Raw genomic sequence first — 26,893 nt, 5'->3', positions numbered from 1 at the left:
GCTGGGCATGCCTGGATCCAGTGATCCTTGGAAGGCCCGCCATGACAATGGACGGCACCTGGTTGTGGCAGCAGAACAACGGGTTTCAGAACATTGGCGCCGGCCTTCCAGGGCTGCCGCACCCCAATGATGGTGCGAACCGGAAGGCATACTACCGACTTCTGTCAACGCCTGCGGGTTTTGACAATATTTGCCCCACTGGGCACCGGATGTGGCGGTGTCGCTGGGGCAGGAGTGTTGCCACATATGGATAATGACCAAGTTGTAGCCGTTAATGACGAGGCAGCTCCCGCGGAAACTGCGGAAGCGCCAAAGAAAGCCACCCGGACCCGGCGCAAGGCTGCGCCCAAAGTCGCAGCCGGGGTAGAAGCGCAGGCCGCCGAAGCACCTGTGGTTGAAGCCGGCGAAGCCGCCACAGCACCGGAAGCCGCCGAAGCTCCCGCTGCGCCCGTTCGGCGTACCCGCTCACGTAAGAAGACCGAACCTGCCGAGCCACTGCCGGGCTTGGGCGAGGAAGTTGCTGCCGCGCCGGAAGCCGCTGCAGGGAACCAGCCCGAAGCCGTTGCCGAACCCGCACCCGAAAAGCCGGTCCGCCGTCGTCGTACTGCCAAACCCAAGGCCGAGGCAGAAGCGCCGGTGGTTGGGGAAGCAGCAACCGTTGTGGAGGCCGCGGCGGAAACCGCCGTTGAACCCACGACGCCGGACGCCGGCTCCCAGCCAGCCGCGCCTGCCGCTGAAGCAGCCGGGACCGCAGCAACCCCTGAGACGGCTCCCCTTGAGGAAACCCCGGAGGAAGCTGCCGCTGCAGGTTCGTCCTCGCTCTTCCTGGAGCCTGTTTCCATCACGTCAATGATTTTCCAGGCCCCGGATCTCACCACTGTTCCCCGTGTAGCAGCCGTGGAGGAGAAGGAAGAAGAGCCGGAGGAAGAAACCGGATCCGGCGCAGAGGATGAGCTGGAGGATGCCGGCAGTCGTCGTCGCCGCCGGAGCCGTGGCCGCCGTGGCCGGCGCGGAACCGAGCGCGAGGAAAACGAGACCGAAGAGGGTGCCGAGTCCGAGGACGAAGAAGCTCCGGTTGCTGAAACCTCGGACGAAGGTGTCACTTCCCGTCGCCGCCGTCGCCGCCGCCGTGGTGACCAGGACCTTGAACTGACCGGTGGAACGGATGACGACCCGCCCAACACAGTGACGCGCGTCCGTGCCCCGCGGCCCATGACGGAGACTGCACCATCGAACCGTGTTGCCAGTGTCAAGGGTTCCACCAGGCTTGAAGCGAAGAAGCAGCGTCGTCGTGAGTCTCGTGAGACCGGACGCCGCCGCCAGGTGATCACCGAGGCCGAGTTCCTGGCCCGCCGCGAGTCGGTGGACCGCCAGATGATTGTCCGCCAGCGCGACGACAGAATTCAGATCGGTGTCCTGGAAGACGGTGTGCTTGCTGAGCACTTCGTTTCCAAGACCCAGCAGGATTCCCTGATCGGCAACGTATACCTGGGCAAGGTCCAGAACGTCCTGCCGTCCATGGAAGCTGCCTTCGTGGACATCGGACGCGGCCGCAACGCCGTCTTGTACGCCGGTGAAGTCAACTGGGATGCCGTCAACCTCGAAGGCCAGCCGCGCCGGATCGAGAACGCCTTGAAGTCCGGCGACTCTGTGCTGGTCCAGGTCACCAAGGACCCCGTAGGCCACAAGGGTGCCCGCCTCACCAGCCAGATCTCCCTTCCCGGCCGGTATCTGGTGTACGTTCCCGGTGGTTCCATGACCGGCATCTCCCGCAAGCTTCCCGACGTCGAACGCAACCGCCTCAAGCGCATCCTGAAGGACCGCCTGCCAGAAAACGCCGGCGTCATTGTCCGCACGGCTGCCGAGGGCGCATCCGAAGAGGAACTGACGCACGACATCAACCGTCTGCGCGCACAGTGGGAAGGCATTGAGGGACAGGCCTCGTCCACCAAGGTCCTGGCTCCGGAATTGCTTTACGGCGAGCCGGACCTGACCATCAAGGTGGTACGTGATGTCTTCAATGAGGACTTCTCCAAACTGATCGTTTCCGGCGACGACGCCTGGGACACCATTGAGGCATACGTTACCTACGTTGCCCCTGACCTGGTGGGCCGCCTTGAGAAGTGGACCAAGGACCAGGACATCTTTGCTGCCTGGCGTATCGACGAGCAGATCCACAAGGCACTGGAACGCAAGGTGTTCCTCCCCTCGGGCGGTTCGCTGGTCATCGACCGCACCGAAGCCATGACAGTGGTAGACGTCAACACCGGTAAATTCACCGGCAGTGGCGGCAACCTCGAGGAAACGGTCACCAAGAACAACCTCGAAGCCGCTGAGGAAGTTGTCCGCCAGCTTCGCCTCCGTGACATTGGCGGCATCATCGTCATCGACTTCATCGACATGGTCCTTGAGTCCAACCGCGACCTCGTCCTCCGCCGCATGGTTGAGTGCCTGGGCCGCGACCGCACCAAGCACCAAGTAGCCGAGGTGACGTCCTTGGGCTTGGTCCAGATGACCCGCAAGCGCATGGGCACTGGCCTCCTGGAGGTCTTTGGTGAGCAGTGCGAGCATTGCGCCGGCCGCGGCGTCGTCACCCACGACGAACCCGTTGAGCACCGCCGCGCCAACGTTGTGGCCGCTGAGCAGCACCGTCCCCACACCGAGGCCCAGCAACCCGCAGCACGGACGGAGCGCAAGCGTCGCCGCGGCAAGGGTGGCGGACAACCCGTCGCCGAGGCCCCCGCGCCGGTCCACACCGCACCGCCCGCTCCGGCTGCAGCTCCTGTTTCGACCGAGCCGCAGGACCCGGCCAAGCAGGCCAAAGCTGAGGCCACCCGGGCGGCACTGGCCACCATCGCTGCCGCCGCGCACGCAGCCCACCTGCACGACGACGAAGTTCACCGCGCGGAGGAGCAGGCACGGGCAACCGGTCAGCAGCAGGCAAGCGCCGGGCAGGCAGCCCGGAGCGAGGCTGGAGAGCCGGCCTCACGTGAATCAGAGCGGGAAGCAGCTGTCCGTGAAGCACGGTCCACTCCGGTCCTGCGTTTCGGTGGCGAAGAAGTAGCGCTGCCGATCGGTGAACACCACGAGGAACCGCCGGCAGCCAAGCCGGCCATGAGCCTGGACCTCCTTGCAGAGGCCTTCTCACACCTTGGCGCGGCTCCTGCCGAAAAGCCGGAAGAAGTACTCCCTCCCAAGGCAGCTGCCGCACCCGCGGTCGCCGTAGCCAGGCCTGCGGATGCAGGCCATGATGCTGCGTCGACGTCGGGCACCCGCCGTGGGCGTCGCAACCGCAGCGCCAGCCGGGCGCAGGGCGCCGCCAACGAAACCAGCGTCGAGCACCACGAAGCTACTGCTTCAGCTGCCGGTGGAACATCGCACGAGGCCAAAGCACCTTCAGAGCCAGCCACGAAGGCCGCGTCCGCGGAGCCCATCATCCTTGGGGTGGGCGTACCGGCCTCCGAGCTCTAGTATTTCGACAACAAAGGGCCCTGCAGTAGACCGTCGCCGACGGGTACTGCGGGGCCCTTTGCCGTCCGCCCCAGCGGTCATATCCGGTCTTCAGCGTGGCGAAGTTCCACGGCCGCTGTGCATCCCGGCTACGCTGGTGGACTGACACGGGGTGCCGGGCATTGGGCCAGGCTGAGACCAGACCCGTTGAACCTGTCCGGTTAGCACCGGCGAAGGGATGTCCCCATGACGTTATCGTCGTACTCTCCTGTGTACCCTCTGGCCGTTTCCGGACGGGAAACCCCCCGGGTGCTGAGCATCGCAGGCTCGGACCCGTCCGGTGGTGCCGGTATCCAGGCTGATCTGAAGAGCATTGCAGCCCACGGCGGCTATGGCATGGCGGCATTGACCGCGTTGACGGCGCAGAACACCAAAGGAGTCAGCGCGGTCCATGTACCCCCGGTGGAATTCCTGCGGCTGCAGTTGGAGGCCATCAGCACGGACATCGCCATCGATGCCGTCAAAATCGGGATGCTCGGTGACGCAGCGGTCATCGATGAGGTCCGCCGCTGGCTCGAGGAGGTGCGCCCCGCCGTCGTGGTCCTTGACCCGGTGATGGTGGCTACCAGTGGTGACAGGCTCCTGCAGGGATCCGCCGAGTCGGCTTTGCGTGCCCTGCTTCCCTTGGCTGACCTCATCACGCCCAACCTCCCCGAACTTGCCATGCTGTTGGGGGAGGCTGAGGCGGCCGACTGGGCTTCGGCATTGGACCAGGGAAAACGACTCGCCGCTGAGTGCGGCAATACAGTCCTGGTGAAGGGCGGGCACCTGGCGGGGTCCGAATGCCCGGACGCGCTGGTGAACACCAGCGGACTCCTGAGCCAGGACGTCATTGAGGTAGCCGGCCCCCGGGTGGATACACAGAACAGCCATGGCACAGGATGCTCGTTGTCCTCGGCGCTGGCCACTGTCCAGGCCCGTACCGGCGACTGGGAAGTGTCCTTGCGCGAGGTCAAACCGTGGTTGCTTGGGGCCTTGCTCAAGGCTGACAGCCTCGAGGTGGGGCTCGGAAACGGTCCGGTCCACCATTTTCATCACCAGAGGGTCCTGAGGCGTGGGGATTTTGCCGCGACGCTCTGGAAGGAAGCCACTGTGGAGCTGGAGGCAATCTACAAGCTCGGGTTCATTGAGGGCCTGAAATCGGGCAAACTCCCGGAAGCTGCGTTCAACTACTACCTCGCCCAGGACGCCATCTACCTCAACGGGTACTCCAGGGTGCTGGCGCGTGCAGGCGCTCTGGCCCCCAGCGAAGAAGAGCAACTGTTCTGGGCGAAAGCCTCGCAGCAATGCCTTGAGGTGGAATCGGAACTGCACAGGAACTGGCTCAGCACCCGCGAGGCATCCTCGGGGACCGGGCCGGTCACCAAGTCCTACGTGGATCATCTGCTGGCGGCCTCGGCCAGCGGCAGCTACCCCCTGGTTCTCGCAGCCATCCTGCCCTGCTATTGGCTGTACGCGGAGGTTGGCCAGCAGCTCAATGCGGCTTTTGTAGAGGCAGGGTCCCCGGCAGGGCACCCCTATGCGGACTGGCTCCGGACCTATGCCGACGAGGACTTTGCCGCGGCCACCAGGAATGCGATCAACTTCACTGACGCGGCTGCAGCTGCAGCGTCGGAGGGGGAGCGGGCGGCCATGGTGGAGGCTTTTGCCTTGTCCTGCCGCTACGAGACGGCGTTCTTCGATGCCCCCGGAGTTTTTGCCTGAGGGCTGTGGGAGAGGGCTTTTGGACTGGATCCGCAACTCGCCCACAGCGCGTCGCGGACCCAATCACGCTAATCGGCCTCAAACCCTGTAGGCTGTATGGGCACGGTGCCGGGAGAGTCCGTTTCATCTGGTGACGCAAGTCACGTGGTAGCCTCCGGACCCGGCCTCATTTGCAGCTGAAGGTCAAACTAGCGTAATCTTGATCTTCGGTGCTTACGCCAACACTTGGGTTATGCCCCTTGGAATTGTTCATGGGATGACTCGCGGACTTCGATCAGAAGTCCACGGCGTTGAGGCACAGCGCGAACCAAGCCTGATTCCGGTTCAAGGTTCCGCACGCAAATTTAGTTATAAACGTCGAGAGAAGTGAGTACCCAAGTGGTGTACGCGATTGTCCGCGCAGGCGGCCGCCAAGAAAAAGTTTCCGTTGGAGACTACGTAACGCTTAACCGCGTCCCCGGTGGAGCCGGCAGCACGCTTGAGCTGCCCGCCTTGCTCCTGGTTGACGGCGACAAGGTCACCTCCGCAGCTGCGGAACTGGCCAACGTCAAGGTTACGGCTGAGATCCTCGAAGACCTTCGTGGTCCGAAGATCGTCATCCAGAAGTTCAAGAACAAGACCGGCTACCGGAAGCGTCAGGGTCACCGTCAGGAACTGACCAAGATCAAGATCACCAGCATCGCGTAACTTTCGTTACCCGCTGTTCAGGTTTTTCAGTTTCCCCAGAAATTTAGAGGCAGGCATTTCACATGGCACACAAAAAAGGCGCGAGTTCCACTCGCAACGGTCGTGACTCCAACGCACAGTACCTGGGCGTCAAGCGCTTCGGTGGTCAGGTAGTTTCCGCAGGCGAAATCATCGTTCGCCAGCGTGGCACCCACTTCCACCCCGGTGCAGGCGTTGGCCGCGGTGGCGACGACACCCTGTTCGCCCTGCAGGCCGGTGCGGTTGAGTTTGGTACTCGCCGCGGCCGTCGCGTAGTGAACATCGTTGCTGCTGCAGCTGCAGAGTAACAACAAGTTCTGAACCGGTGGAGCGGGCCAAACGGCCCGCTCCACCGTTCTTTTAACCGCATTACAATCGACTAGGGCGCTTTGGGCGCGCTGGTTTTTGCAACAACGCTGGCAACAGCAACAAACGCTGTAGGACAGCAAATGAGGAGATCCACGTGGCTAGCTTTGTAGACCGGGTAGTACTGCACGTATCCGGCGGAACCGGCGGCCACGGCTGTGTCTCTGTCAAGCGGGAGAAGTTCAAGCCCCTCGGTGGCCCTGATGGCGGCAACGGCGGCAACGGCGGCGATGTCATCCTCCGGGTATCCGCCCAGACCACCACCCTGCTTGACTACCACCACGCACCCCACCGCCACGCCACCAATGGTGGCCCGGGCATGGGTGACTGGCGCGGCGGCAAGAACGGCGAGACCCTGATCCTTCCGGTTCCTGATGGCACCGTGGTCAAGACCAAGGACGGGGAAGTCCTGGCTGACCTCGTGGGCGAGGGTACTGAATTCATTGCTGCTGCAGGCGGCCAAGGCGGTCTTGGCAATGCCTCCCTTTCGTCCCAGAAGCGCAGGGCTCCCGGGTTTGCGCTGCTCGGTATCGAAGGCGAATCCAGCGATATCGTCCTGGAATTGAAGTCCATCGCCGATATCGCGCTGGTCGGCTTCCCCTCCGCCGGCAAGTCCAGCCTCATCGCTGCCATGTCTGCCGCCCGGCCGAAGATCGCCGATTACCCCTTCACCACCCTCATTCCCAACCTTGGTGTGGTCCAGGCCGGAGATATCCGCTTCACTATCGCCGATGTTCCGGGGTTGATTGAGGGCGCCAGCGAAGGCAAGGGCCTTGGCCACAACTTCCTCCGCCACGTTGAGCGCTGCGCCGCACTGGTGCACGTTCTGGACTGCGGAACCCTTGAATCGGACCGCGATCCTTTGTCCGACCTCGCCATTATCGAGGCGGAATTGGAGAAGTACGCGGTTGACATGAGCTACGCGGGAGTTGACGGCGAAGTCGTACCGCTCAACGAGCGCCCCAAGCTTGTGGTCCTCAACAAGGTTGACCTTCCTGATGGCAAGGACATGGCCGAGTTCGTCCGTCCGGACCTGGAAGCACGCGGCTACCGTGTCTTCGAAGTCTCAGCTACCAGCCATGAGGGCCTGCGCCAGCTCGGATTTGCGATGGCCGAGATCGTCAAGGCTGCCCGGGATGCTGTGGCAGTCGCACCTCCCAAGGTGGCCCCGCCCGTCCTCAGGCCGCGCGCAGTCAACGAATCCGGCTTCAAGATCCGCCGCGAAGAAAAGAACCTCGAGCCGCTGTTCCGCGTCCTGGGCGAAAAGCCCGTGCGGTGGGTCAAGCAGACCGACTTCACCAACGAAGAGGCCATTGGCTACCTTGCAGACCGACTGGCCAAGCTGGGTGTTGAAACGGAGCTCTTCAAAGTTGGCGCCAAGCCGGGCGATACCGTGGTCATCGGTGAGGACGACGGCGTCGTGTTCGACTGGGAGCCCACCATGATGGCCGGTGCCGAACTCCTGGCCACCCCCCGTGGTACCGACATCCGCGTTGCCGACATTGGCGATCGCCCCACGCGTTCGCAGAAGCGTGATGAGCAGATCGAGCGCCGCGAAGCAAAGGCAGCCGCGCGTGCAGAACTTGAAGCCGAGCGCAAGGCAGGCATCTGGACCGAATCCGTCAGTGGCCGCCGCGCCCAGACTGTGAGGGAGAGCACCCTGGACTCCGGTGATGACGACTAGGACCATCGACGCTCCTGGCACCGCCGAGGGCCTTGAACGCCAGGCCCTCGCCACCGCCAAGCGCATTGTCGTCAAGGTCGGTTCCTCTTCCCTGACGAGCATCAAGGGCGGTATTTCGGAGAAATCCCTGGCAGGCCTGGTTGATGCCTTGGCAGAGAAGCGCAATGCCGGCACCGAAATTATCCTGGTTTCCTCCGGGGCAATCGCCGCTGGCCTGGCTCCCTTGGGGTTGGCCAAACGGCCAAAGGACCTGGCAACGCAGCAAGCTGCTGCCAGTGTGGGCCAGGGACTGCTGATGGCCCGCTACACGCAGGCCTTCAGTGCCCATGGCGTGACGGTCAGCCAAGTGTTGTTGACCGCGGACGACCTGATGCGCCGCACCCAGCACACCAATGCCTTCAGGGCCCTGGACCGGCTGCTGAACCTCGGCGTAGTGCCGGTGGTAAATGAGAACGACACTGTGGCTACCCACGAGATCCGGTTCGGCGACAACGATCGCCTGGCCGCTTTGGTGGCACACTTGGTCCGCGCCGATGCCTTGGTGCTGCTGTCCGACGTCGACGCCCTCTACGACGGTCCGCCGTCCCAGGGTGCCAAGCGTATTCCGCTGGTCCAAGGTCCCCAGGATCTCGCCGATGTGACCATCGGCAAGGCCGGCAAGGCCGGCGTCGGAACAGGTGGAATGATGACCAAGGTTGAGGCGGCCTCGATCGCGGCCGGCTCCGGCATCCATGCCCTGGTAACGTCCACCGCCAATGCCGCAGCCGCCTTGGCGGGGGAGGACGTGGGGACCTGGTTCTCGGTCAACGGCAACCGCAAGCCCGTCCGGCTTTTGTGGTTGGCGCACTTGGCTACGGTTCAAGGACGGTTAATGCTCGACGACGGTGCGGTCAAAGCCGTACGCGAACGGCATAGGTCACTCCTTCCTGCGGGCATTTCGGAGGTAAGCGGTGACTTCGAAGCCGGCGACCCCGTGGAGATGGTGGCACACGACGGAACCGTGGTGGCACGTGGGCTGGTGAACTACTCCTCGGACGAACTTCCACGCATGCTGGGGCGCACTACCCAGGAGCTCGGGCAGTCGATGGGCCGGGGCTACGACCGCGAAGTTGTTCATGTTGATGATTTGGTGCTCCTGCGGACGTCCCGCTCATCTAAACTTGGAGCATGACTGAAGCGCTGACCCCTGATGCCCCTGTGATCTCCGACGTTTCCGGTGCTGCCGGTATCACGCCGGAGAACCCTGTGGCAGGAGGTGCTCCGCTCTCCCCGGAGGATGTCCAAGCCGCAGTCCACGCCATTGCCGACCGTTCCCGTAAGGCCGCCCGCCGCATGGGCCAGGCAAACCGCGCCTGGAAGGACCGTGCGCTGCGCGCCATTGGAACTGCCTTGGTGGAGAACCGGAAACATGTTTTGGAGGCCAACGCCAAGGACATCGCCGTGGGCCGCGCCAATGGGACGTCGGCAGCACTCCTGGACCGATTGACCCTGACGCCTGCCCGGATTGACGGCCTGGTCGCCGCGTTGGAGAACCTTGCCGGTTTGCCCGATCCCGTGGGAAACGTGGTTCGCGGGCAGACGCTCCCCAACGGCCTCCGGCTCCGGCAAGTCAACGTGCCCATGGGCGTGGTAGCCGCAATCTACGAGGCACGCCCCAACGTCACAGTCGACATCGCCGGCCTGGCCCTGAAAAGCGGCAACGCCGTGATCCTCCGTGGCGGCTCCGCTGCTGCGAACACCAATGAAGCGCTGGTGCGGATCCTTCGGGAAGCACTGGACTCGGTGGGCTTGCCGGCCGATGCTGTCCAGACCGTGGACCAGTACGGCCGCGAAGGCGCCAACGTGCTCATGCGTGCCCGCGGCCGCGTGGATGTCCTCATACCCCGTGGTGGGCGCGACCTCATCCAGACGGTTGTGACCAACTCTGCCGTGCCCGTCATTGAAACAGGCGAAGGCAACGTCCACATCTTCATCGATGAGTCGGCAAGTGAAGAAATGGCCGTGGAGATCCTCCTTAACGCCAAAACGCAGCGCCCCAGTGTCTGCAACACGGTGGAGACCTTGCTGGTGCACTCCCGTGCAACGGTGCTTCCTGCTGTCGCCAAGGCCCTGCGTGCACATGGGGTGACGCTCCATGTGGATGAGAGGATTGCCGCTGCGTTGGGTGGGGACGTTGAAACCGTTCCCGCGGACGACGACGACTGGGCCACCGAGTACATGGACCTTGACCTGGCGGTAGCCATGGTGGACAACCTGGATGAGGCACTCCACCACATCCGCACGTGGACAACGGGGCACACCGAGGCGATCCTCACCAACAACCTCGCGAACGCCGAGAAATTCATCGCGGAAATAGATTCTGCAGCGGTGATCGTGAACGCTTCCACGCGGTTTACCGACGGCGGTGAACTGGGACTCGGTGCCGAGGTCGGCATTTCGACGCAGAAGCTGCACGCGCGCGGTCCCATGGGACTCACTGAGCTGACTACCACCAAGTGGATCGTCCAAGGCGAAGGCCAAGTCCGCAGCTAGCAACGCGGTAACATAGAACAGAAGTCCGGAACGTCGGGAAGCCCCGCCGTGCAAAACCTTTGAGAACCAACTAGGGGAGAAGATGCTGTTTCAGCAGATCGCCACGTCCATTGCCGCCGAAACTGAAGGCGGCGGCCACGAGGAACTCGCACCCCTGTGGGCAGAGCCGTGGGTCTTTGGCATCGTGATGTTCGCGTTCCTGCTTGTCCTCATGTTCGTCACTCTTTCCTACACCAACCTGGGCAACCGCCACGAGGCTGTTGAAGAGCACGCTGACCCGCACCGCCAGCACCCGAACAAGCACACCCACGGGCAGGGCCACTAACATTATTGCCGCAACACCACGTGGGGAGTCGGGGCGCAGGCTCCGGCTGGGCGTGATGGGTGGAACGTTCGATCCCATTCATCACGGCCACCTTGTGGCTGCCAGTGAAGTAGCAGCCAAGTTCGGACTCGACGAAGTGGTTTTCGTGCCCACGGGACAGCCTTGGCAGAAATCTCACAAGCTCGTCAGCGAGCCGGAGCACCGGTACTTGATGACAGTGATCGCCACGGCTTCCAACCCGAGGTTCACAGTGAGCCGGGTGGACGTTGACCGTCCCGGGCCCACGTTTACCATTGACACCCTTCGTGATCTTCGGGCCCAGCGTCCAGATGCAGACCTGTTCTTCATCACCGGAGCTGATGCCCTGGCCCAGATCCTGTCCTGGAAAGATGTGGACGAGTTGTGGTCCCTGGCGCACTTTGTCGGGGTCACCCGTCCCGGACATGAACTGAACGACCTCGGGCGAACTGATGACGTCAGCTTGCTCGAAGTCCCTGCCATGGCGATCTCTTCCACGGATTGCCGCATCCGCGTAGGCGCAGGCAACCCTGTCTGGTACCTCGTGCCTGACGGCGTGGTGCAATACATCGCAAAATATGGACTGTACGCACCCCAGCCTCCAGCCGGGGAGCTGACGCCAGCACTATCCGGATCAGACGACCAAGCACGTACTGAATGAGTTTTTAATGAGCAGCCAGGAACAGCGACCCATCCGCAGCAGGCGTGAGCTTCGCCGCGCCCGGGAAGAGCAGGCTGAGGGCACGGCACAGCCAGAGGCATCAGCGCAGCAAGAGGCGACAGCGAAACAAGATGCAGCTGCCCAGTCAGCCCAGCCGAGCGGCCCAGCCCAGCCGAGCGGCGCTGCCCAGCCGAAGACGCCGGCTCAGCCGAGCGGCGCTGCCCAGCCGAGCAGCCCAGCCCAGCCGAAGACGCCGGCAACGGCCGCCGCCGTGGACCCGGTGTCGCCCGCCAAAATCAACACCGGTGACGGCTCGGATCGTCCAATAACCCGCAATCGCCGGGCCGCTGATGGTCCCGTGGATGCAGTAGGAACCGCAGCGCAGGAGCGATCCTCGCAGGTCCGGGCACGTGACCGTGCAGCTCTGCGGACCATCAAGGAACTTGCGGACAAGGAAGAACAACTTTCCGGCGGCGGGCCTCCCACCCGGCGTCAGCTCCGACTTCAGCAGCTTCAGGCCGAGGTTGCTACGTCGATGAATCCAATCGTTCCAGCAGCGGGTTCAACGCAGGAAGCGGCCAAACCTGGTTCCCCGACGCCCGAGGCCGGAAAAGCTGACGCGCAGGCGGCCGGCAACCCCAAGGCAGCCAATGCCCAGCCTGGTCCAGTCCAGCCGGGTTTGTCCAAGTCCGACGCCGCCAAGACCTCGGCTCACCAGCCCGGTTCTGCCAAGCCCGACGCCATCAGGACGGAGGGTGCAAAGCCCGGTGCGGCACAGCCGGATTCTGCACAGCCCGGTTCGGCACAGCCGGATTCTGCACAGCCCGGTCCGGCACAGCCTGAGGCCGTCAACGCCGGAGCCGCCCAAGGGCCACTCCAAGACAAAGCCCCTGAGGCCGCTGCGGAATCCGGGATGTCCGTCGAGCAGGCGCTGGCTGTCCGTGAATTGATTGCCGCGCAAGTCCAGAACCAGACGGCCAAGCTGGAGCACATTGCCGAGCAGGATCCGTTGGCTGTTGATCCAACGGTACTGGCGGAGCAGATTGCTTTGGCCGAGCGTGCGGCGGTCCTGAACAAACGTGCTGCAGCCAAGCAAAAGCTCGCCGATCAGCACCAGGCCGAGCAACAAAGGGCCGGGCAACAAAAGGCCGAGCACACCAAGTCTGGCCAGGCCAAGTCGCAGGCGGCCAGTTCCGGTCCGTCCACCGCCAACAACCTGGCCATGGTGACTCCTTTGGAGTTCGTCAAGGTTCCTGGTGTTGAGCGCCCGGTCATGAAGCGTCCCAGCACCACCTTTGTGCCCCTGATTACCTCAGCAGGTCCAGCAGTGGACCAGCCGCAGGTCAAGAAGCCGGCTTCCCGGGGCCGTGCAGGAGTTCTTGCCCGTGCTGAAGCTGTTGCCAGGTCGGCCAGGAAAAAGCCTGTTGCCCCAGTAGAGCCCAGCGAAGACACGCAGCGACCACCAATTTCCGCCAGCACCGCTTACGGGCTGGATCCATTGGACGCCAATACGGCGGGACTGGCCAGGGCGCAGCGCAACAGGCTCCTGCAGTACGGTGTTTTGGCTTTGGGCCTGGTTGCGCTCATCGTCGGCATCATCATGATCACCAGCGGCTAGTTCCGCTTTATCCCCGGCATACGCCACATCAAGGCCACAGGCCACAACAAGGAGTCCCCGTGTCTGCACATGAACAATCCATCACTCTCGCCCGCCACGCCGCGCGTGCCGCTGCCGATAAGCTCGCCGAGGACATCGTAGCCCTGGATGTCAGCGAGCGGTTGGCGCTTACCGACATCTTCCTGATTGCTTCTGCTCCTACGGAGCGCCAGGTCAATGCAATCGTGGATGGCATTGAGGAAGAACTTCTCAAGCAGGATCTTCGTCCCGTACGCCGCGAGGGTCGCTCGGAGGGCCGCTGGGTTCTGCTCGATTACGCAGACATCGTGATCCACGTCCAGCACGCTGAGGATCGGGTGTTCTACGCCTTGGAACGCCTCTGGAAGGACTGCCCTGTAGTTGACCTGGAGCTCGGTGACGACGCCTCGGCAAAGGCTGTTTCTGCGGAGGACTCCGAGCGCTAGGGAATGACGGCAACCGAATATTCCCGATTTGGAATTTTCGGAAATGCTGTTCTAAGATATTTGAGTTGCTTCGGCGCGGATGGCTGAAATGTTGACCGCGAAGCAGCAAGAATATGGGGCTGTGGCGCAGCTGGTAGCGCACCTGCATGGCATGCAGGGGGTCAGGGGTTCGAGTCCCCTCAGCTCCACCATCAAGGGTCCTGCTTTCCTCAAGGAAGGCAGGACCCTTTTGCTGTCCCCGGAAGGTAGCTTTACGAACTGCCCCCGCGGCGCGAACTGCCCCGGCGGCCGAAGCAAGGCTCCGCCTTGGACGCGGGTGTTTACTTGTCGGCGCCTGACGCCAATGCCGGCAGCATGAACTCCCACATCTGCTCGATTCTTGCCATGACATCGTCCCGCCCGGTGAGGACCTCGGAGACCATCTGGACTCCTGTAAATGAGGAAACCAGGTAGCGGGAAAAGGCTGCAGCGTCCAGGTCGGCCCGGACATCGCCCTCCGCCTGGGCTTGGACCAGCAACTGCTCGGCCGTGGTGATCCAATCCTGGTAAGGGCCGGATACGTCAGCTTGGAAGGCGGAGGCCTCGAAGGTGAGTCGGATACCACCTTGCACAATGGGGACATCCAAAAGTTGCTGCCCGAACATTCTGCAGAGTCCGATGAGTTTTTCCAGGGCCGGGTTGTCGGAGGATGCAATGTCGGCGCCGGCAGCCTGTACCAAGGCGTGTTGCTCGTCGATCACGGCCAGGGCAAGGTCCCGTTTGGAAGTGAAGTGAAAGTAGAGTGCGCCTTTGGTCACGCCCGCACGTTTGGTGATGTCGGCCAGGCTGGCGTTTCCGTACCCGATGTCCGCAAACACCCGTGCCGCACCTTCGATGACTGCCAGGCGGGTGTCCTGTGCACGTTGCTGCATCGGCGGTGAGTGACCTTTCCAGTAATTGCGCGGGACGCGATGATCCGCGGGCATTGCCCGGGCGAAGTGCTGCGGGAACCCCATAACGCTATCATCGGCCCTATTCCGTTCCCTCAATTAAACCGACTGAACGGTTTGGTTTCTGGAGGCATGGATCTTAGACTTCTTGGGGAGCGGGCTGTTTACAGCGCGCCCGACGGCAGCCCGTTTGGGGGAGGCGCGGTGGTTTCGTCCAGCGCGCCTTGGCTGCCGGACGCCACAATCAAGGGCCGTCATCAGTGTGAGGCGGTTCACTCGCAGGCGATTTCTCTTCTCGGGGGATTGTGGTTAGTATTGACGAGTTGCTTCGACGGGAAGAGAAAAACTTCGCCAAGGAGTGAACAATTCCGGGGCTGTGGCGCAGCTGGTAGCGCACCTGCATGGCATGCAGGGGGTCAGGGGTTCGAGTCCCCTCAGCTCCACTTCGGAAAAAGACCCCGCTCAATTGAGCGGGGTCTTTTTGCTTTGCCTGGAAGCAGCAGGCCTATTCAGGTCGCTTGGCGAATTCGGCACCGCTGACGAACTCGACACCCTGGAACGGCTGGTCGCCAACTACGTGGGCGTTGTGTCCCGGTGGGATCGAGTAGGAATCGCCGGCGGTGATACTGACCCGGCCGCCGTCGTCGGTTTCAACGTCCAGCGTGCCGGAAACGCAGAATCCCACATGGCTCAATTGGCAGGAATCGGTACCAACTATTGGTTTGATGCAGTCGGCCCAGTTCCAACCCGGTTCAAAGGTCATACGGCCGATTGTGTAGTCTCCCACCGTGACAAGATCCAGCACCGTCTTTTCCGGGCGCCGGGCTTCATCGGGAGAGTTGTGGGACTTTACTTCAAGGTTCGTGACAACATTGACACTCATGGCTTCTCGCAGGGGAGGGGGAGCCGGAATGGGGAATGGTCCCGGTGCCTGGCTCCTTGGCCACCGCGACGCGTGCCTGCCGCCGGTGTGATGGGTTCACCACGTGTGGGGACAACCAGGTGTTTGAGTGCTGCACTCTCAGGGTCCTCCCAAGCACTGGCAAAGTCGAGTCAAAAACGCAACGAAAGTGAGAACCTGCATCGTGACGGCATTGGAATTGGACGCTGTTTTTGGCTCGCTGAGCAGGGTCCCTGACGTTGCGGCGGAGAACTTGCTTGCCTACGACGCCACGGATCGCCTTCTGTTGGAAACTGCGGCCGGAATGTTCGAGGACGGCTCGGAATTGGTAGTGGTGGGGGACCGTTACGGAGCCCTGACACTGGGAGCCCTGGCCGGGCTCGGTGTCGGGCATGTCCGTGTCCACCAGGATCTGGCCACCGGAAGGCTCGCCTTGGAGCGCAACGCAGCCGCAACAGGTTTGGAAGGCCGCTTCACGCAGCACGGGTTGGATTCGGATTTGCTGGCCAACGCCGGATTGATCCTCGTCCAACTGCCGAAGTCACTGGCTGAACTGGAGGAAATTGCCGATGCCGTGGCACGCTTCGCAGCCAAGGATGCGGTGGTCTTGGCAGGTGGCCGGGTCAAGCACATGTCCGTGGGTATGAACGCGGTCCTTGAGAAGTACTTCTCCTCCGTCCAACCCCAACTGGCCCGGCAGAAATCCAGGGTGCTCATTGCCCGGGACCCCAAAGATGCTCCGGACACGCCCCCTTTCCCCGTGGTGGAACCGTTGCCGGAGCTGGGAATCACGGTGTGTGCCCATGGGGCAGTCTTCTCCGGCGCGCGCCTTGACATCGGGACACGCTTCCTTCTGACGTACTTCGAGATGATGCCGTCAGCACGCCGCGTGGTGGACCTGGGGTGTGGCACCGGAATACTGGCCACCATGTATGCCCTGCGCCATGAAGAGGCCAACGTGCTGGCAACTGATCAATCCGCTGCTGCGGTTGCTTCGGCCCGCGGTACCGCCGATGCCAATGGTGTGGGGGAGCGGGTCGCTGTCCTGCACGATGACGCGATGTCCACGCTGGGGCCCGGCAGTGCGGACCTCATCCTGCTGAACCCGCCTTTCCATGTTGGGGCCAGCGTCCATGCGGGAGCAGCCCTTAAGATGTTCGAAGCAGCCTCGCGGATCCTGGCGCCGGGTGGTGAGCTGTGGACCGTCTACAACAGCCACTTGCAGTACCGCGGCCAGCTGGAAAGGATGATCGGGCCGACGTCGGAGGTTGGCCGCAATCCGAAGTTCACGGTGACGCGCAGCCGCAAATCCTGAGGCCACCGTCATCAAGCCACGGTCCGGGGAGCTGTCACATACAATTCAGGGGCATTGTTATCAAGCCCTGACCCGGGCGCCAGCGTGTGCTCGTATCCGCGGGGGCACGGGTATCGTACGATGCAGACACAGACTAAATTCGACGAAGTTTTTCCGAATGACGAGGGGCATCAGTGACTGAGATCCGGCAGCCGACACCGAGGCGCGGAACGAATCTACCCCGTATGGGGGACTTCAATCTGACCGTCATTCTGGAGGCGATCCGGCGTTCGGCGCAGGGACTCAGCCGCGTGGAGCTGGCGCAGATTGTTGGACTTTCCCCCCAAACCATTTCCAATATTTCCCGGCGCCTGCTGGATCAGCAGCTGATTGTCGAGGCAGGCAAGGAAGGTTCGGGTCCGGGCAAGCCGCGGACCATCCTGCGGTTGAACCCTGCCGGTATGTATGCCGTGGGCGTTCATCTGGACCCTGCCGTGATCACTTTCGTAGTCCTTGACTTGTTGGGCGACGTTGTCCGGCATTCCCGGATGTCCACCCCTGGCGGGGACCCCGCCGACGTCATCACCAGCATCGCGGCGCAAATAAAGGTTCTGGTGGAAGAGTCGGGCGTAGATGCGTCCAAGATCGCCGGACTTGGCGTTGCTGTCCCCGGCCCGATAGATCTGGATGAAGGTTCCGTTGTGGAGCCGCCCCTGTTGACCAGATGGAACCGGGTGCGTATCCGTGAAGCCCTGAGCGAGGCCACCGGTCTTGAGACCTTGGTGGACAAGGACGTCACCAGCGCGGCTGTGGCCGAGACCTGGGCAGGTGGCGCGAGCGGTGCCGGCAGCTTTGTCTTTATGTACATGGGTACGGGCATCGGTTGCGGAATTGTGCTCAACGACGAAGTGGTCCGTGGAACGTCCGGCAATGCCGGAGAGATCGGTCACATCGTGGTTGACCCTTCGGGCCCGTTGTGTGATTGCGGGCTGCACGGTTGCGTCAAGTCATCCTGCATCCCCCAGGTCCTGGTCGCCGAGGCCGAAGCAGCCGGGGTCCTGGATGGTCGCCGTGAGGGCAGGGACGGACCCGAGGTCCAGGAGCGTTTCGCCGAGCTGTGCGACGCGGCTGACGCCGGGAACAAGAAAGCAATTGCCATCCTGGACAAGTCGGCCACCCTCGTGGCCCGTGCTGTGTCGGTGGTGACCAATACCTTGGATGTTGAGCGCGTGGTCTTCGGTGGTCCCTTCTGGGGCCGGATGGCGCCTTACTTCCTGGAGCGGGTGCCGGAATTGCTGGACAGGAACAATGCTGCCCGGATGATTCATGACCTCGAAGTTGTAGGAACCGGAGTGGGCGAGGATGTGGGCGCAATCGGCGCCGCGTGCCTCGTCCTGGAGCACATGCTGGCACCGCGTGCCCAGCGGCTCCTTCTGGAAGGCTGATTCAGTACTGCGTTTGACGGATTGGAGCACCATGGGCCGCCCGATGAAGTTAGCCGGTTTGAGGCATGTGGCGGGAAGGCTCGCCGCCATGGTTTCAATCGCCGCCGTGGTTGTGGCAGCCAGTTCCTGTTCACCAACGCCTGACGCGGCAGGGAATAAAACGCTGAAGATCGTCTATCAAAAGACGGATGCCTTTACTGCCCTCGACGCCGTCATGCAGGACGCCAAGAAGGAGTTTGAGGCCGCCAACTCCGGTGTGGCGGTGGAGCTTCAGCCCATCCAGGCAAACGATGACGACTACGGTACCAAGCTCGCCTTGGCGCAGCGTTCAGCGGACACCGCGCCGGATGTCTTCTACGAGGACACCTTCAAGGTCCGTTCGGATGTCGACGCCGGATACCTCCTTAAGCTTGATCCCTACCTTGAAAAGTGGGATGACTGGTCCCTGTTCAACGATGCTGCCAAGGCCGCCGGCCGTGCAGATGACGGCAGTATTTACGCGGTGCCTCTGGGTACGGATACCAGAGCCATTTGGTACAACAAGAAAGTCCTCCAAAGGGCAGGTATTTCCTTGCCCTGGCAACCTAAGTCCTGGGAGGACGTCCTGACCATGGCCCGTACGGTGAAGGCATCGGATCCGAACGCGATCGCCTTCAATATGTATGCGGGCAAGGGAACCGGCGAAGGTTCTGTCATGCAGGGGTTCTATGAGCTTCTGTATGGGACCGACAGCACTTTGTATGACGTGGATGCAAAGAAGTGGGTGGTCGGCTCGCAGGGATTTACGGACTCGCTGGCTTTCCTGAAGACCCTGTACGACGAGAAACTCGCAGTGAGCCCTGCCGAGGCCCTGGATGCCAACATCTGGAAGAAGGTCTTTGGCGAGTGGTTCCCCCAGGGAAAACTGGCAGCCACCGTGGAAGGTTCCTACGCGCCGTCGTTCTGGCAGAAGGGCGGCACCTACGAATGGGCCGGATATGAGCAGGACATGGGCGTCGCCATGTTCCCCACCCGTGATGGTCAGGAGCCCGGAGGCGTCAGTATGTCCGGTGGCTGGACGCTGGCAGTAGGTGCGAACAGCAAAAGCCCTGACCTCTCCTTCCAGTTCCTCACCACGGCGTTGAACAAGAAGAACGCGCTGGCCTATGACATCAATAATTCACAGATTGCTGTCCGGACCGATGTTGCCGCAGAAGCTGATTATCTGGCTGCCAACCCCTTTGTGAAAGATGTTTCGGACCTGGTGGCAGTGACCCACTACCGGCCGGCCACTGCCGACTACCCGAAGATCTCCACTGCCGTCCAGGTGGCCACAGAGTCAGTGATCACTGGCAAGCAAAGCCCCGAGGACGCTGCGGCGGAATACGATGCCACCGTTCGCCGGCTTGTTGGTGAGGACAAGGTCCTGGAGAAATGAGCATGCGCCGCGTCCTGCGGCTTCTGCCGGTGGTTCCCTCCATTTTGCTGCTGGTGATCTTCCTGCTGGCTCCGGTGCTGTGGTCCTTTTACGCGTCCTTTACTGACGCCGCGTTAACGGGCAAAGCGGCGAGGGATCCCCAGTGGGTGGGCGCCGGGAATTATCTCCGGATGTTCGGAGACGATTCGTTTCCGCTTGCGGCGTGGCTGACAGTGGTGTTCGTCGCCGCATCTGCGGTGCTGGGCCAGAACGTCCTGGGTTTGCTGATAGCGCTGCTGATGACGCGATCACACAGACTGGTCTCTTCCTTGGTGGGTACAGCGGTGGTTTCAGCGTGGGTACTCCCGGAAATCGTGGCGGCGTTTGCTGCTTATGCCTACTTCAACCGGGACGGAACGCTGAACCAGATGATGGGCGTGGTGGGCATCGAGGGGCCGGATTGGCTGTATTCCTTTCCCCTGGTGGCGATCATCCTGGCCAACACCTGGCGCGGCGCGGCCTTCTCCATGCTGGTGTATCGGGCTGCGCTGGCCGATGTACCGATGGATATTTCCGAAGCAGCCCTGATGGACGGCGCCCGGGGATGGCAAAGGCTCACCTTCATCACCCTGCCGTTGATCCGGAACAGCATCACCACCAACCTGATGTTGATCACGCTCCAAACGCTGGCAGTGTTCACGCTTATTTGGGTGATGACGGCGGGCGGCCCGGCCAATGCCAGTACTACGCTGCCTGTTCTGGCGTACCAGGAGGCGTTCAAGTTCGGCGACATCGGATATGGCACAGCGGTGGCCTCCGTGCTGATCCTGTTGGGTATGGTCTTCGGCGCCATTTACGTTCATCTGTTGCGGGAGCGGCGCCCATGACCGCCCAAGGACTGCGAGCGCGCAGAACCAGTACAGGCACGACGACGGGTGGCGGCTCCCGTTCCCGGGCACGGCTAGGGGCGAATATCGCCTTGGTGCTGATCGGGGTGTGCTTCGTGGCGCCCCTGCTGTGGTTGCTGTTGGCTGCCGTCGATCCCCAGGCCGGCTACCGGACCAAGGTGCCGTCGTCGCCGTCGGGCGCCAATTTCAGCGCCGTGCTGACTCCGGAGCTGCTGTTCCAGCCGTTGGCCAACAGTTTTTGGTTGTCTGCCGGGACAGCTGCGGTGAACCTCGTGGCCGCGGTGCTTGCCGCGTATCCCTTGTCCAGGTACCAATCCCGGTTCAACAAGCCGTTCATGTATACGGTGCTGTTCGGTACCTCGTTGCCGGTGACAGCAATCATGGTTCCGGTGTACGGGTTGTTCGTCCAACTTCATCTCTTGGATTCGATGCCGGCAACCATATTCTTCATGGCCACCACCACGCTGCCCATGGCGATCTGGATGACCAAGAACTTCATGGACTCGGTCCCTTTGGAGCTGGAGGAAGCGGCGTGGATGGATGGGGCATCGCCCATGACCGCGCTGCGCACCGTTGTCCTGCCACTGATGAGGCAAGGGCTCGGAGTGGTGTTCATTTTCGTCTTCATCCAGGCGTGGGGGAACTTCTTTGTTCCGTTCATCCTGTTGTTGTCGCCGGACAAGCAGCCGGCGGCGGTATCCATCTTCAGTTTCTTTGGCCAGCATGGGGCGATCGCCTACGGCCAGTTGGCGGCGTTTTCGATCCTGTATTCGGTCCCGGTGCTGGTGCTCTACGCGCTGGTGTCACGGGGACTGGGTAACTCCTTTGCCCTGTCCGGGGCCATGAAGGGGTAGCTGGAGCCAGAAGGGGTAGCTGGAGCCAAAGGGGGTAGTCAGTCGATGTCCTCCACGATCACACCGTAGGGGATGGATTCGTCCAGGTGTGCCTGGTGGCCGGTGGAGCCGGTGTTGTAGACGATCCTTACGCCGTGGCGTTCATCGGCGGCGGACTGGAGGAGGACGGGCCGTACTGCGTCAATGACGTGTTGGTCCTGGGCGGCGAGGTAGTTCTGGTAGGCGGCTGGTAGCTGATGCATGGCAAAAGGATAGACCTCGAAAGGCTGCATGGGGAGGGGTCCCCATTGCGGCCCTGAACAGGGAGGGCTTGGATAGAGTGGCCCGTGCAGGGTCGTGCATCAGGTACCAGGTATCGCGTATAAGGTACCGCGTGCCGGAACTGCCCGGGATCAGAGAAGCCAGCGAGGGGACCAGAGTGCAACAGACCACAGCCACGGCCGGAATCGACGCACCGGACATGGCCCGTGCCCAGCAGCTGGTGGGGAGCATCGTGCGGAGTTTCGAGAACAAGGTGGTTGGCCAATCAAGGCTTCGTGAGACCTTGGTCATCGGGTTGTTGACCGGCGGCCACGTCTTACTGGAAAGTGTTCCAGGCCTTGCCAAGACCACTGCCGCGCAGGCCATTGCGGAGTCCGTCAGTGCAGAGTTCCGCCGCATCCAGTGCACACCGGACCTGCTGCCCAGTGACATTGCGGGCACCCAGATTTTTGATGCGGCCAAGGGCACTTTCGTCACCCAGCTGGGCCCGGTCCATGCCAACATCGTCCTGCTGGATGAAATCAACAGGTCCAGTGCCAAGACGCAGAGCGCCATGCTGGAGGCCATGCAGGAACGGCAGACCTCCATCGGTGGTGAGTCCTATCCTTTGCCGCAGCCGTTCCTGGTGTTGGCAACACAGAACCCGATCGAGCAGGAGGGGACGTACAGGCTGCCCGAAGCCCAGATGGACCGCTTCATGCTTAAGGACGTCCTGGACTATCCGAGCCCGGCCGAGGAAGCCGAGGTCATCCGACGGATCGACGCCGGGGTGTTCGATGCCGGGCAGAAACCGCCGGCTGCTGCTTCCCTGGACGCCGTGGTCCAGGTCCAGGAACTCGTGAAGCGGGTTTACATCGACCCTGCCATCGTCAGGTACATCGTCGGCCTTGCCTATGTCACCCGCCATGCCTCCCAGTACCTGGAGCCCCGGCTGGCCAACTTGGTGGAGTTCGGCGCCAGCCCCAGGGCCAGTATTGCCTTCAGCCAGGCGGCACGGGCGCTGGCCCTGCTCAACGGCCGGGACCACGTGATTCCCGAGGACGTCAAGAGCCTTGCCCACCGCATTCTGCGTCACCGCATCATTCTGGGATTCGATGCCGTGGTGGAAGGTGTCCCGGTGGAGGCCGTCATTGATGCCGTCGTGGCGTCCGTCCAGACACCGTAGCGGGGACAACGAGTGCTCAGCCTGCTTCGCCGGGTCAAGTCGAAGATGTTCATCTTCGCCCACCGGCGGACCCTTACCCTGCTTGATGGCGAGTACGGCTCTGTCTTCAAAGGCCGCAGCCTGGACTTTGACGAGCTTCGGGCCTACGTGCCCGGAGATGAAGTCAGGGACATTGATTGGAAGGCCACCGCACGGCACGGCTCGCCCCTAGTCAAGCGGTATGTTGCGGTCCGCCGGCATTCAGTGCTGTTGCTGGTGGATACCGGCAGGACCATGGCCGCCCAGGCGTTGTCCGGTGAATCGAAGAAGGACCTCGCCGTTCATGCTGCCGGGGTCCTGGGCTATTTGGCGTGCCGTCACGGTGACGACGTCGGCCTGCTGCACGGCAATGGAACCACAAGCCGGTATGTCCCGCCGCGCAGCGGTGAGGAGAACCTGGAACGACTCCTGCGGGAGGTGGACTCGAGCATTTCGGACCAGGGGCCGGCCAGTTCCCTCGCGGAGCAACTGGACTACGTCCTGCGGTACCTCAAGGGACGCCTTCTCATTGTTGCCATCGCGGACGAGTTCATGCCCGACGCCCGCACTGAGAGCCTGATGCGCAGGCTTCGAGCCAGACACGAAGTCCTCTGGCTCACCATCCGGGACGCGGACCTTGCGCCGGTGGCCGGCCACGAATCCCCGAACAGTACCGATGTGGGGACGGGACAGGTCATTCCAGCGCCCTTGGCCGGGAACCGCAAAATCCAGGCAGCCTACGAAGCTGCCATGGCCGAACGCGCAGAACGCCGCAGCTCCATCTTCCGCCGATTAGGCATAGCCGAGGAACAAGCCTCAGGCAGTGCCGACGTCCTGCCCGCTGTCTTTGCCCTCCTGGAAAAGCACCGCTCGGGTGCAGTGCCGTCCAAGGACGCCGCCGGGGGTGTCAGCCGTGCAGGATGACGCCGGTTTCTACGCGCCACTTCAGTACCAGCCGCTCTGGTTCTGGACCGGGTTGCTGATAGTGCTGTTGGTGGTTGCCTGGTATGGCTGGATCTTCCGCCCAGCCCGCCGTAAACCACCTGCAGGTGCGGAAATGCCACAGCCGGACCTGGACGCGTTGCGATCGGCGTGCCTCACGGCGATCGACGCCACCGCAGAGGACGCCGACGCCGGACGCGTGCCAGTGCGCGACGCCCACCAAAGACTCAGCTTCCTCGTGCGGGAGTTCGCCGGCGCGGCCACAGGCCTGCCCGTCACCTCCATGACGTTGGAGGAGCTGCGCCACCAAGGGCTTGATCGACTGGCCGAAGGGATAGCAGGAATCTATCCCAACGAATTTGCCCGTGTCCCGGTCCACCCCGTACAGCACTCAGCAGCGGTTGCACGGCAGGTGGTGTCCGGATGGAACTAAGCTACTGGTGGATGCTTCCCCTTGCCGCCGCAGCAGTGGTCATCAGCGCCTGGCTGCACCATCGTCGTCGTACTCCACAAACCCGGCCCATCGCACACGGTGACCGGCTGACGGCCCTCCCTGAGTATCAGGACGCGCTCCGCAGGCACAGGAGGCGGCTGCTGTGTGCAGTCATACTCGGAGCGGTGTTCCTCGGCGCCACGGCTACAGCGGCCGCGAGACCCCTCACGCGCACCACCGAGGTTCCGGAAATCCGGAACAGGGACATCGTGCTCTGCCTGGACGTGTCCGGATCCATGACCAGCACCGACGCCGCAATCGCCAAGGTCTTCCAGGAACTCGCCAAGGAATTCGACGGCGAGAGGATCGGCATGGTGATCTTCGACAGCAGCAGCGTCCAACTCTTTCCCCTCACGGACGACTACGACTACGCAGCCCAGCAACTTTCCGAAGCGCGGGAAGCCCTGGACAGCGGGGCAGGATCCTTCTTCGACGGCACCTGGAACGGCGCCGGTTCTTCCTTGATCGGAGACGGCCTCGCCTCCTGTGTGCAGAGCTTCCCCGAGGACACAGCCTCCGCCGATCCCCAGCGCTCACGCTCAGTAGTGCTCGCCACTGACAACTTCCTCTCCGGCGAACCGATCTTCACCCTGGACGAAGCGGCAGCCCTGGCCGTCGCCAAAAACGTGAAGGTCTACGCGATGAACCCGAACGACCTCGACTACGGCAAGCAAGCTGACGAACCCGGGACCCAACTGCGCGCCGCAGCCGAGCGAACAGAGGGGGCCTACTACACCGTAGACAGTGCTGACGCCGTGGCCGGCATCGTCGACAAAGTCCAGGAATCCGAGGCCACAAGCTACCTTGCAGCTCCGCAGGCAGTAGTGGCCGACGCTCCCGCCTGGCCCCTCGGCATTGCACTGCTCGCAGGAACAGGCATGCTGGTGCTCGGCAGGCGGATGGAACCATGACCTTCGCACCGATCATCCCGTGGCCACTGCTGGTACTGGCGCTCGCCGTCGTATCGGTGTTCACACTGCTGCCCCTGGTGCGGGAGCGCCGGGGACCGAAGCAACCAGCGCGGAACCTGAAACCGGCCGCCTTGCGGGGTGCCGCCGTCGTCCTCCTGCTCCTAGCCCTGCTCCGACCGGGCTGGCCCGGGGGACAAGCCAATACCGCCACAGCGGAGATGGACGTGTTCTTCGTGGTGGACACCAGCACCAGCATGGCCGCCGAAGACTACAACGGCTCCGCTACCCGCCTGAGCGGTGCCCAGCGCGACGTCATGGCAATCGCCACAGAGCTCGCCGGCGCCAAATTCTCGCTCATCACCTTCGACAACACAGCCACCGTCCGCATGCCCCTCACCCGTGACGCCACGGCGCTCCAGACCGCCATGACCACGCTCCAACCCCAAAACGCCCGCTACGCAAAAGGCAGCAGCGTCACCGGTGCAGCACAACTGCTCAAGGAGCAGCTCGCTGCCGCAAAGGAGCAACACCCCGGACGGCCCGCCCTGGTCTTCTACGCCGGCGACGGCGAAAACACCAGCACCGAACGGCCACCGGCCATGGACGCAGCCAACGTAGCAGGGGGAGCAGTCCTCGGGTACGGCACCCCCCAAGGCGGCCGCATGAAGGAAAGCCCGGACGCCGACGCCGGCTATCTCAAGGACCGCAGCTCCGACACCGCACAGGATGCCGTTTCCCGCATCGACGAAGAGCAGCTTCACTCCATTGCCGAACAACTCCACCTCCCCTATGCACACCGAACCGGCACCGAGCCTGCATCGGACATGCTCGGCAAAGCCCAGCCAAGTGCCCTGACCGTGACTGACGCAGACACTCCCGGACGCGTGGAGCTCTACTGGCTGCTCGCCCTCGCGGCCTTCCTGCTGGCACTGCATGAACCGCTGCGCCATCTCGCCGCCCTCCTGAACCTCCGCCCCGCACCAAAGGAGCGAACCCGGTGAACAACAATCGACGACGCCGACGCCGCCGGCTTGCGCTGTGGTCCGCCCCACCGGCCCTCTTGGCGCTCGCAGTTTCGGCGAAATTGCTGAGCTTGGGCGCCTTGGGCAATGCAGCGGCCGAGTCCTATGCCGCCGGCCAGGGTAGCAGCGTGGAGAAAGCGGCAGAATGGCTCCAGGTCGCGAACCTCGTGGAGCCGCATAAGGCGTTGTTCGCTTCGGGGGACGCCCAGGTGCTGGCAGGTGACTTCGCTGCTGCACGGGCTGATTTTGAGGCTGCGTTGCGCGCGGGGCCGGGTGACGACGAATGCAAAGTCCGGGTCAACCTGGTGCTCAGCATCGAGAAATTGGGAGACGCTGCCGGCGAGGGCGATGCTGCAGCCCGGCTGTTTGCCGAAGGGCTTGCAGCTGCGAACGCATCGCCGCCGCAATGCCATGCTGATGGTCCCGCGAACGCCGCAGGGGAGGGCGCCGCCCTTGATGCGGCCGGGGAGCGGCTCAGTGCGAAAATCGCCGAGGGCCAGTCGCGCAATGGCGGACCCCAGCAGCCCTCCGGCAAATCGCCGTCCGCTCCTGCACAGGAACAACTCAAACAGCTGGAGCAGAGTGCGCAGCAGGCCCAACGCGAGCGCTCTGAAGGGCAGGAACGCGGAGAATACCTGAGAAGCCCTGACGACGGTCCGCGCGTTGACAGGCCCTGGTGAGCTTCAGCGACTTCAATCCGTACGGCCACCTGCGGCGCGGCGGCCGATCACCAAGAAGGTGACCGGCCGCCGTCGTACGTTTTTAAT

General features: G+C 62.9%; 25 protein-coding genes, 2 tRNA genes and 1 riboswitch. Of the genes, 24 read left to right on the top strand and 3 right to left on the bottom strand.

Annotated features, from left to right (window positions below; translation table 11 throughout):
- Positions 1-246 precede the first annotated feature (246 nt).
- The 12 genes from LDN85_RS12540 to LDN85_RS12485 all read left to right on the top strand — a co-directional run bounded on the left by LDN85_RS12540 (position 247) and on the right by LDN85_RS12485 (position 13,778).
- Positions 247-3,471 (top strand): Rne/Rng family ribonuclease, encoded by a 3,225-nt coding sequence (locus LDN85_RS12540; protein WP_223943222.1) that lies wholly within the window; start codon positions 247-249, stop codon positions 3,469-3,471.
- Between the two features lie 137 nt (positions 3,472-3,608).
- Positions 3,609-3,706: riboswitch (TPP riboswitch) on the top strand.
- Positions 3,697-5,214 (top strand): bifunctional hydroxymethylpyrimidine kinase/phosphomethylpyrimidine kinase, encoded by a 1,518-nt coding sequence (thiD, locus tag LDN85_RS12535; protein WP_223943221.1) that lies wholly within the window; start codon positions 3,697-3,699, stop codon positions 5,212-5,214. (Overlaps the previous riboswitch by 10 nt.)
- A gap of 378 nt (positions 5,215-5,592) precedes the next feature.
- Positions 5,593-5,901: a 50S ribosomal protein L21 gene (rplU, locus tag LDN85_RS12530; protein WP_018777818.1), complete on the top strand. Its 309-nt coding sequence runs from the start codon at positions 5,593-5,595 to the stop codon at positions 5,899-5,901.
- A 62-nt stretch (positions 5,902-5,963) separates the two neighbouring features.
- A complete protein-coding gene (gene rpmA / locus LDN85_RS12525) occupies positions 5,964-6,227 on the top strand; it encodes a 50S ribosomal protein L27 (RefSeq protein ID WP_003803426.1) in 264 nt (87 codons plus the stop codon).
- 155 nt (positions 6,228-6,382) lie between these two features.
- Positions 6,383-7,969: a GTPase ObgE gene (obgE, locus tag LDN85_RS12520; protein WP_026548199.1), complete on the top strand. Its 1,587-nt coding sequence runs from the start codon at positions 6,383-6,385 to the stop codon at positions 7,967-7,969.
- Positions 7,959-9,140, top strand: coding sequence for a glutamate 5-kinase (gene proB, locus LDN85_RS12515; RefSeq protein ID WP_026542407.1), 1,182 nt, complete (start codon positions 7,959-7,961; stop codon positions 9,138-9,140). Before obgE ends, proB begins: the two co-directional genes overlap by 11 nt.
- Positions 9,137-10,501 carry a glutamate-5-semialdehyde dehydrogenase gene (locus LDN85_RS12510; protein ID WP_026542408.1) on the top strand — a complete coding sequence of 455 codons (1,365 nt, stop codon included), beginning with the start codon at positions 9,137-9,139 and terminating at the stop codon, positions 10,499-10,501. The genes proB and LDN85_RS12510 overlap by 4 nt, the downstream gene beginning before the upstream one ends.
- Positions 10,502-10,583: 82 nt before the next feature.
- Positions 10,584-10,826 (top strand): hypothetical protein, encoded by a 243-nt coding sequence (locus tag LDN85_RS12505; RefSeq protein WP_026542409.1) that lies wholly within the window; start codon positions 10,584-10,586, stop codon positions 10,824-10,826.
- Between the two features lie 55 nt (positions 10,827-10,881).
- The gene (nadD, locus tag LDN85_RS12500) at positions 10,882-11,505 is read left to right on the top strand and encodes a nicotinate-nucleotide adenylyltransferase (protein WP_026542410.1); all 624 of its coding nucleotides are present in this window, start codon (positions 10,882-10,884) and stop codon (positions 11,503-11,505) included.
- 7 nt (positions 11,506-11,512) lie between these two features.
- Positions 11,513-13,123, top strand: a complete 1,611-nt coding sequence (locus LDN85_RS12495; protein ID WP_223943220.1) for a hypothetical protein — start codon at positions 11,513-11,515, stop codon at positions 13,121-13,123.
- A gap of 59 nt (positions 13,124-13,182) precedes the next feature.
- Entirely contained in the window at positions 13,183-13,587 is a 405-nt protein-coding gene (gene rsfS, locus LDN85_RS12490; protein ID WP_026542411.1) for a ribosome silencing factor, read from the top strand.
- 115 nt (positions 13,588-13,702) lie between these two features.
- Positions 13,703-13,778, top strand: a tRNA-Ala gene (locus tag LDN85_RS12485).
- A gap of 129 nt (positions 13,779-13,907) precedes the next feature.
- Here LDN85_RS12485 and LDN85_RS12480 read toward each other — a convergent pair.
- Positions 13,908-14,498, bottom strand: coding sequence for a ScbR family autoregulator-binding transcription factor (locus tag LDN85_RS12480; protein WP_026542412.1), 591 nt, complete (start codon positions 14,496-14,498; stop codon positions 13,908-13,910).
- Positions 14,499-14,886: 388 nt separating this feature from the next.
- Here LDN85_RS12480 and LDN85_RS12475 point away from each other — a divergent pair.
- A tRNA-Ala gene (locus tag LDN85_RS12475) sits at positions 14,887-14,959 on the top strand.
- Positions 14,960-15,021: 62 nt separating this feature from the next.
- Here the strand turns inward: LDN85_RS12475 and LDN85_RS12470 are convergent.
- Positions 15,022-15,399, bottom strand: coding sequence for a cupin domain-containing protein (locus LDN85_RS12470; RefSeq protein WP_026548197.1), 378 nt, complete (start codon positions 15,397-15,399; stop codon positions 15,022-15,024).
- A gap of 202 nt (positions 15,400-15,601) precedes the next feature.
- Here LDN85_RS12470 and LDN85_RS12465 point away from each other — a divergent pair, with 202 nt between their 5' ends.
- From LDN85_RS12465 to LDN85_RS12445, 5 genes are all read left to right on the top strand, one after another.
- Positions 15,602-16,732, top strand: a complete 1,131-nt coding sequence (locus LDN85_RS12465; RefSeq protein ID WP_051420994.1) for a class I SAM-dependent methyltransferase — start codon at positions 15,602-15,604, stop codon at positions 16,730-16,732.
- 224 nt (positions 16,733-16,956) lie between these two features.
- Complete coding sequence (locus LDN85_RS12460; RefSeq protein ID WP_035761165.1) at positions 16,957-18,156, top strand: ROK family protein; 1,200 nt, start codon at positions 16,957-16,959, stop codon at positions 18,154-18,156.
- An 88-nt stretch (positions 18,157-18,244) separates the two neighbouring features.
- Positions 18,245-19,573, top strand: coding sequence for an extracellular solute-binding protein (locus LDN85_RS12455; protein WP_223943219.1), 1,329 nt, complete (start codon positions 18,245-18,247; stop codon positions 19,571-19,573).
- Positions 19,570-20,439 carry a sugar ABC transporter permease gene (locus LDN85_RS12450; protein ID WP_026548194.1) on the top strand — a complete coding sequence of 290 codons (870 nt, stop codon included), beginning with the start codon at positions 19,570-19,572 and terminating at the stop codon, positions 20,437-20,439. The genes LDN85_RS12455 and LDN85_RS12450 overlap by 4 nt, the downstream gene beginning before the upstream one ends.
- Positions 20,436-21,314 (top strand): carbohydrate ABC transporter permease, encoded by an 879-nt coding sequence (locus LDN85_RS12445; RefSeq protein ID WP_026548193.1) that lies wholly within the window; start codon positions 20,436-20,438, stop codon positions 21,312-21,314. The genes LDN85_RS12450 and LDN85_RS12445 overlap by 4 nt, the downstream gene beginning before the upstream one ends.
- Positions 21,315-21,352: 38 nt before the next feature.
- Here LDN85_RS12445 and LDN85_RS12440 read toward each other — a convergent pair whose 3' ends face one another.
- Positions 21,353-21,556: a hypothetical protein gene (locus tag LDN85_RS12440; RefSeq protein WP_223943218.1), complete on the bottom strand. Its 204-nt coding sequence runs from the start codon at positions 21,554-21,556 to the stop codon at positions 21,353-21,355.
- Between the two features lie 176 nt (positions 21,557-21,732).
- On the opposite strand from LDN85_RS12440, the gene LDN85_RS12435 reads away from it, so the two are divergent.
- Genes LDN85_RS12435 through LDN85_RS12410 form a run of 6 tightly spaced genes read left to right on the top strand, consistent with a single transcriptional unit; the run spans position 21,733 to position 26,806 of the window.
- Positions 21,733-22,740, top strand: coding sequence for a MoxR family ATPase (locus LDN85_RS12435; protein WP_026542420.1), 1,008 nt, complete (start codon positions 21,733-21,735; stop codon positions 22,738-22,740).
- Between the two features lie 12 nt (positions 22,741-22,752).
- On the top strand, positions 22,753-23,682 hold the full coding sequence (locus LDN85_RS12430) for a DUF58 domain-containing protein (protein WP_026548192.1): 930 nt from the start codon (positions 22,753-22,755) through the stop codon (positions 23,680-23,682).
- Positions 23,663-24,133: a hypothetical protein gene (locus LDN85_RS12425; RefSeq protein ID WP_223943217.1), complete on the top strand. Its 471-nt coding sequence runs from the start codon at positions 23,663-23,665 to the stop codon at positions 24,131-24,133. The genes LDN85_RS12430 and LDN85_RS12425 overlap by 20 nt, the downstream gene beginning before the upstream one ends.
- Entirely contained in the window at positions 24,124-25,104 is a 981-nt protein-coding gene (locus LDN85_RS12420; protein WP_026548190.1) for a vWA domain-containing protein, read from the top strand. The genes LDN85_RS12425 and LDN85_RS12420 overlap by 10 nt, the downstream gene beginning before the upstream one ends.
- Positions 25,101-26,105 carry a VWA domain-containing protein gene (locus tag LDN85_RS12415; RefSeq protein ID WP_026548189.1) on the top strand — a complete coding sequence of 335 codons (1,005 nt, stop codon included), beginning with the start codon at positions 25,101-25,103 and terminating at the stop codon, positions 26,103-26,105. The genes LDN85_RS12420 and LDN85_RS12415 overlap by 4 nt, the downstream gene beginning before the upstream one ends.
- Positions 26,102-26,806 (top strand): hypothetical protein, encoded by a 705-nt coding sequence (locus tag LDN85_RS12410; RefSeq protein ID WP_026548188.1) that lies wholly within the window; start codon positions 26,102-26,104, stop codon positions 26,804-26,806. Before LDN85_RS12415 ends, LDN85_RS12410 begins: the two co-directional genes overlap by 4 nt.
- Positions 26,807-26,893 lie beyond the last annotated feature (87 nt).

It is taken from the genome of Arthrobacter sp. StoSoilB20 (assembly GCF_019977295.1).
In the GTDB taxonomy this organism is placed as follows: domain Bacteria; phylum Actinomycetota; class Actinomycetes; order Actinomycetales; family Micrococcaceae; genus Arthrobacter; species Arthrobacter nicotinovorans_A.
Note: the sequence above shows the minus strand (reverse complement) of the source record. Positions and strands in the feature narration are given on the sequence as shown.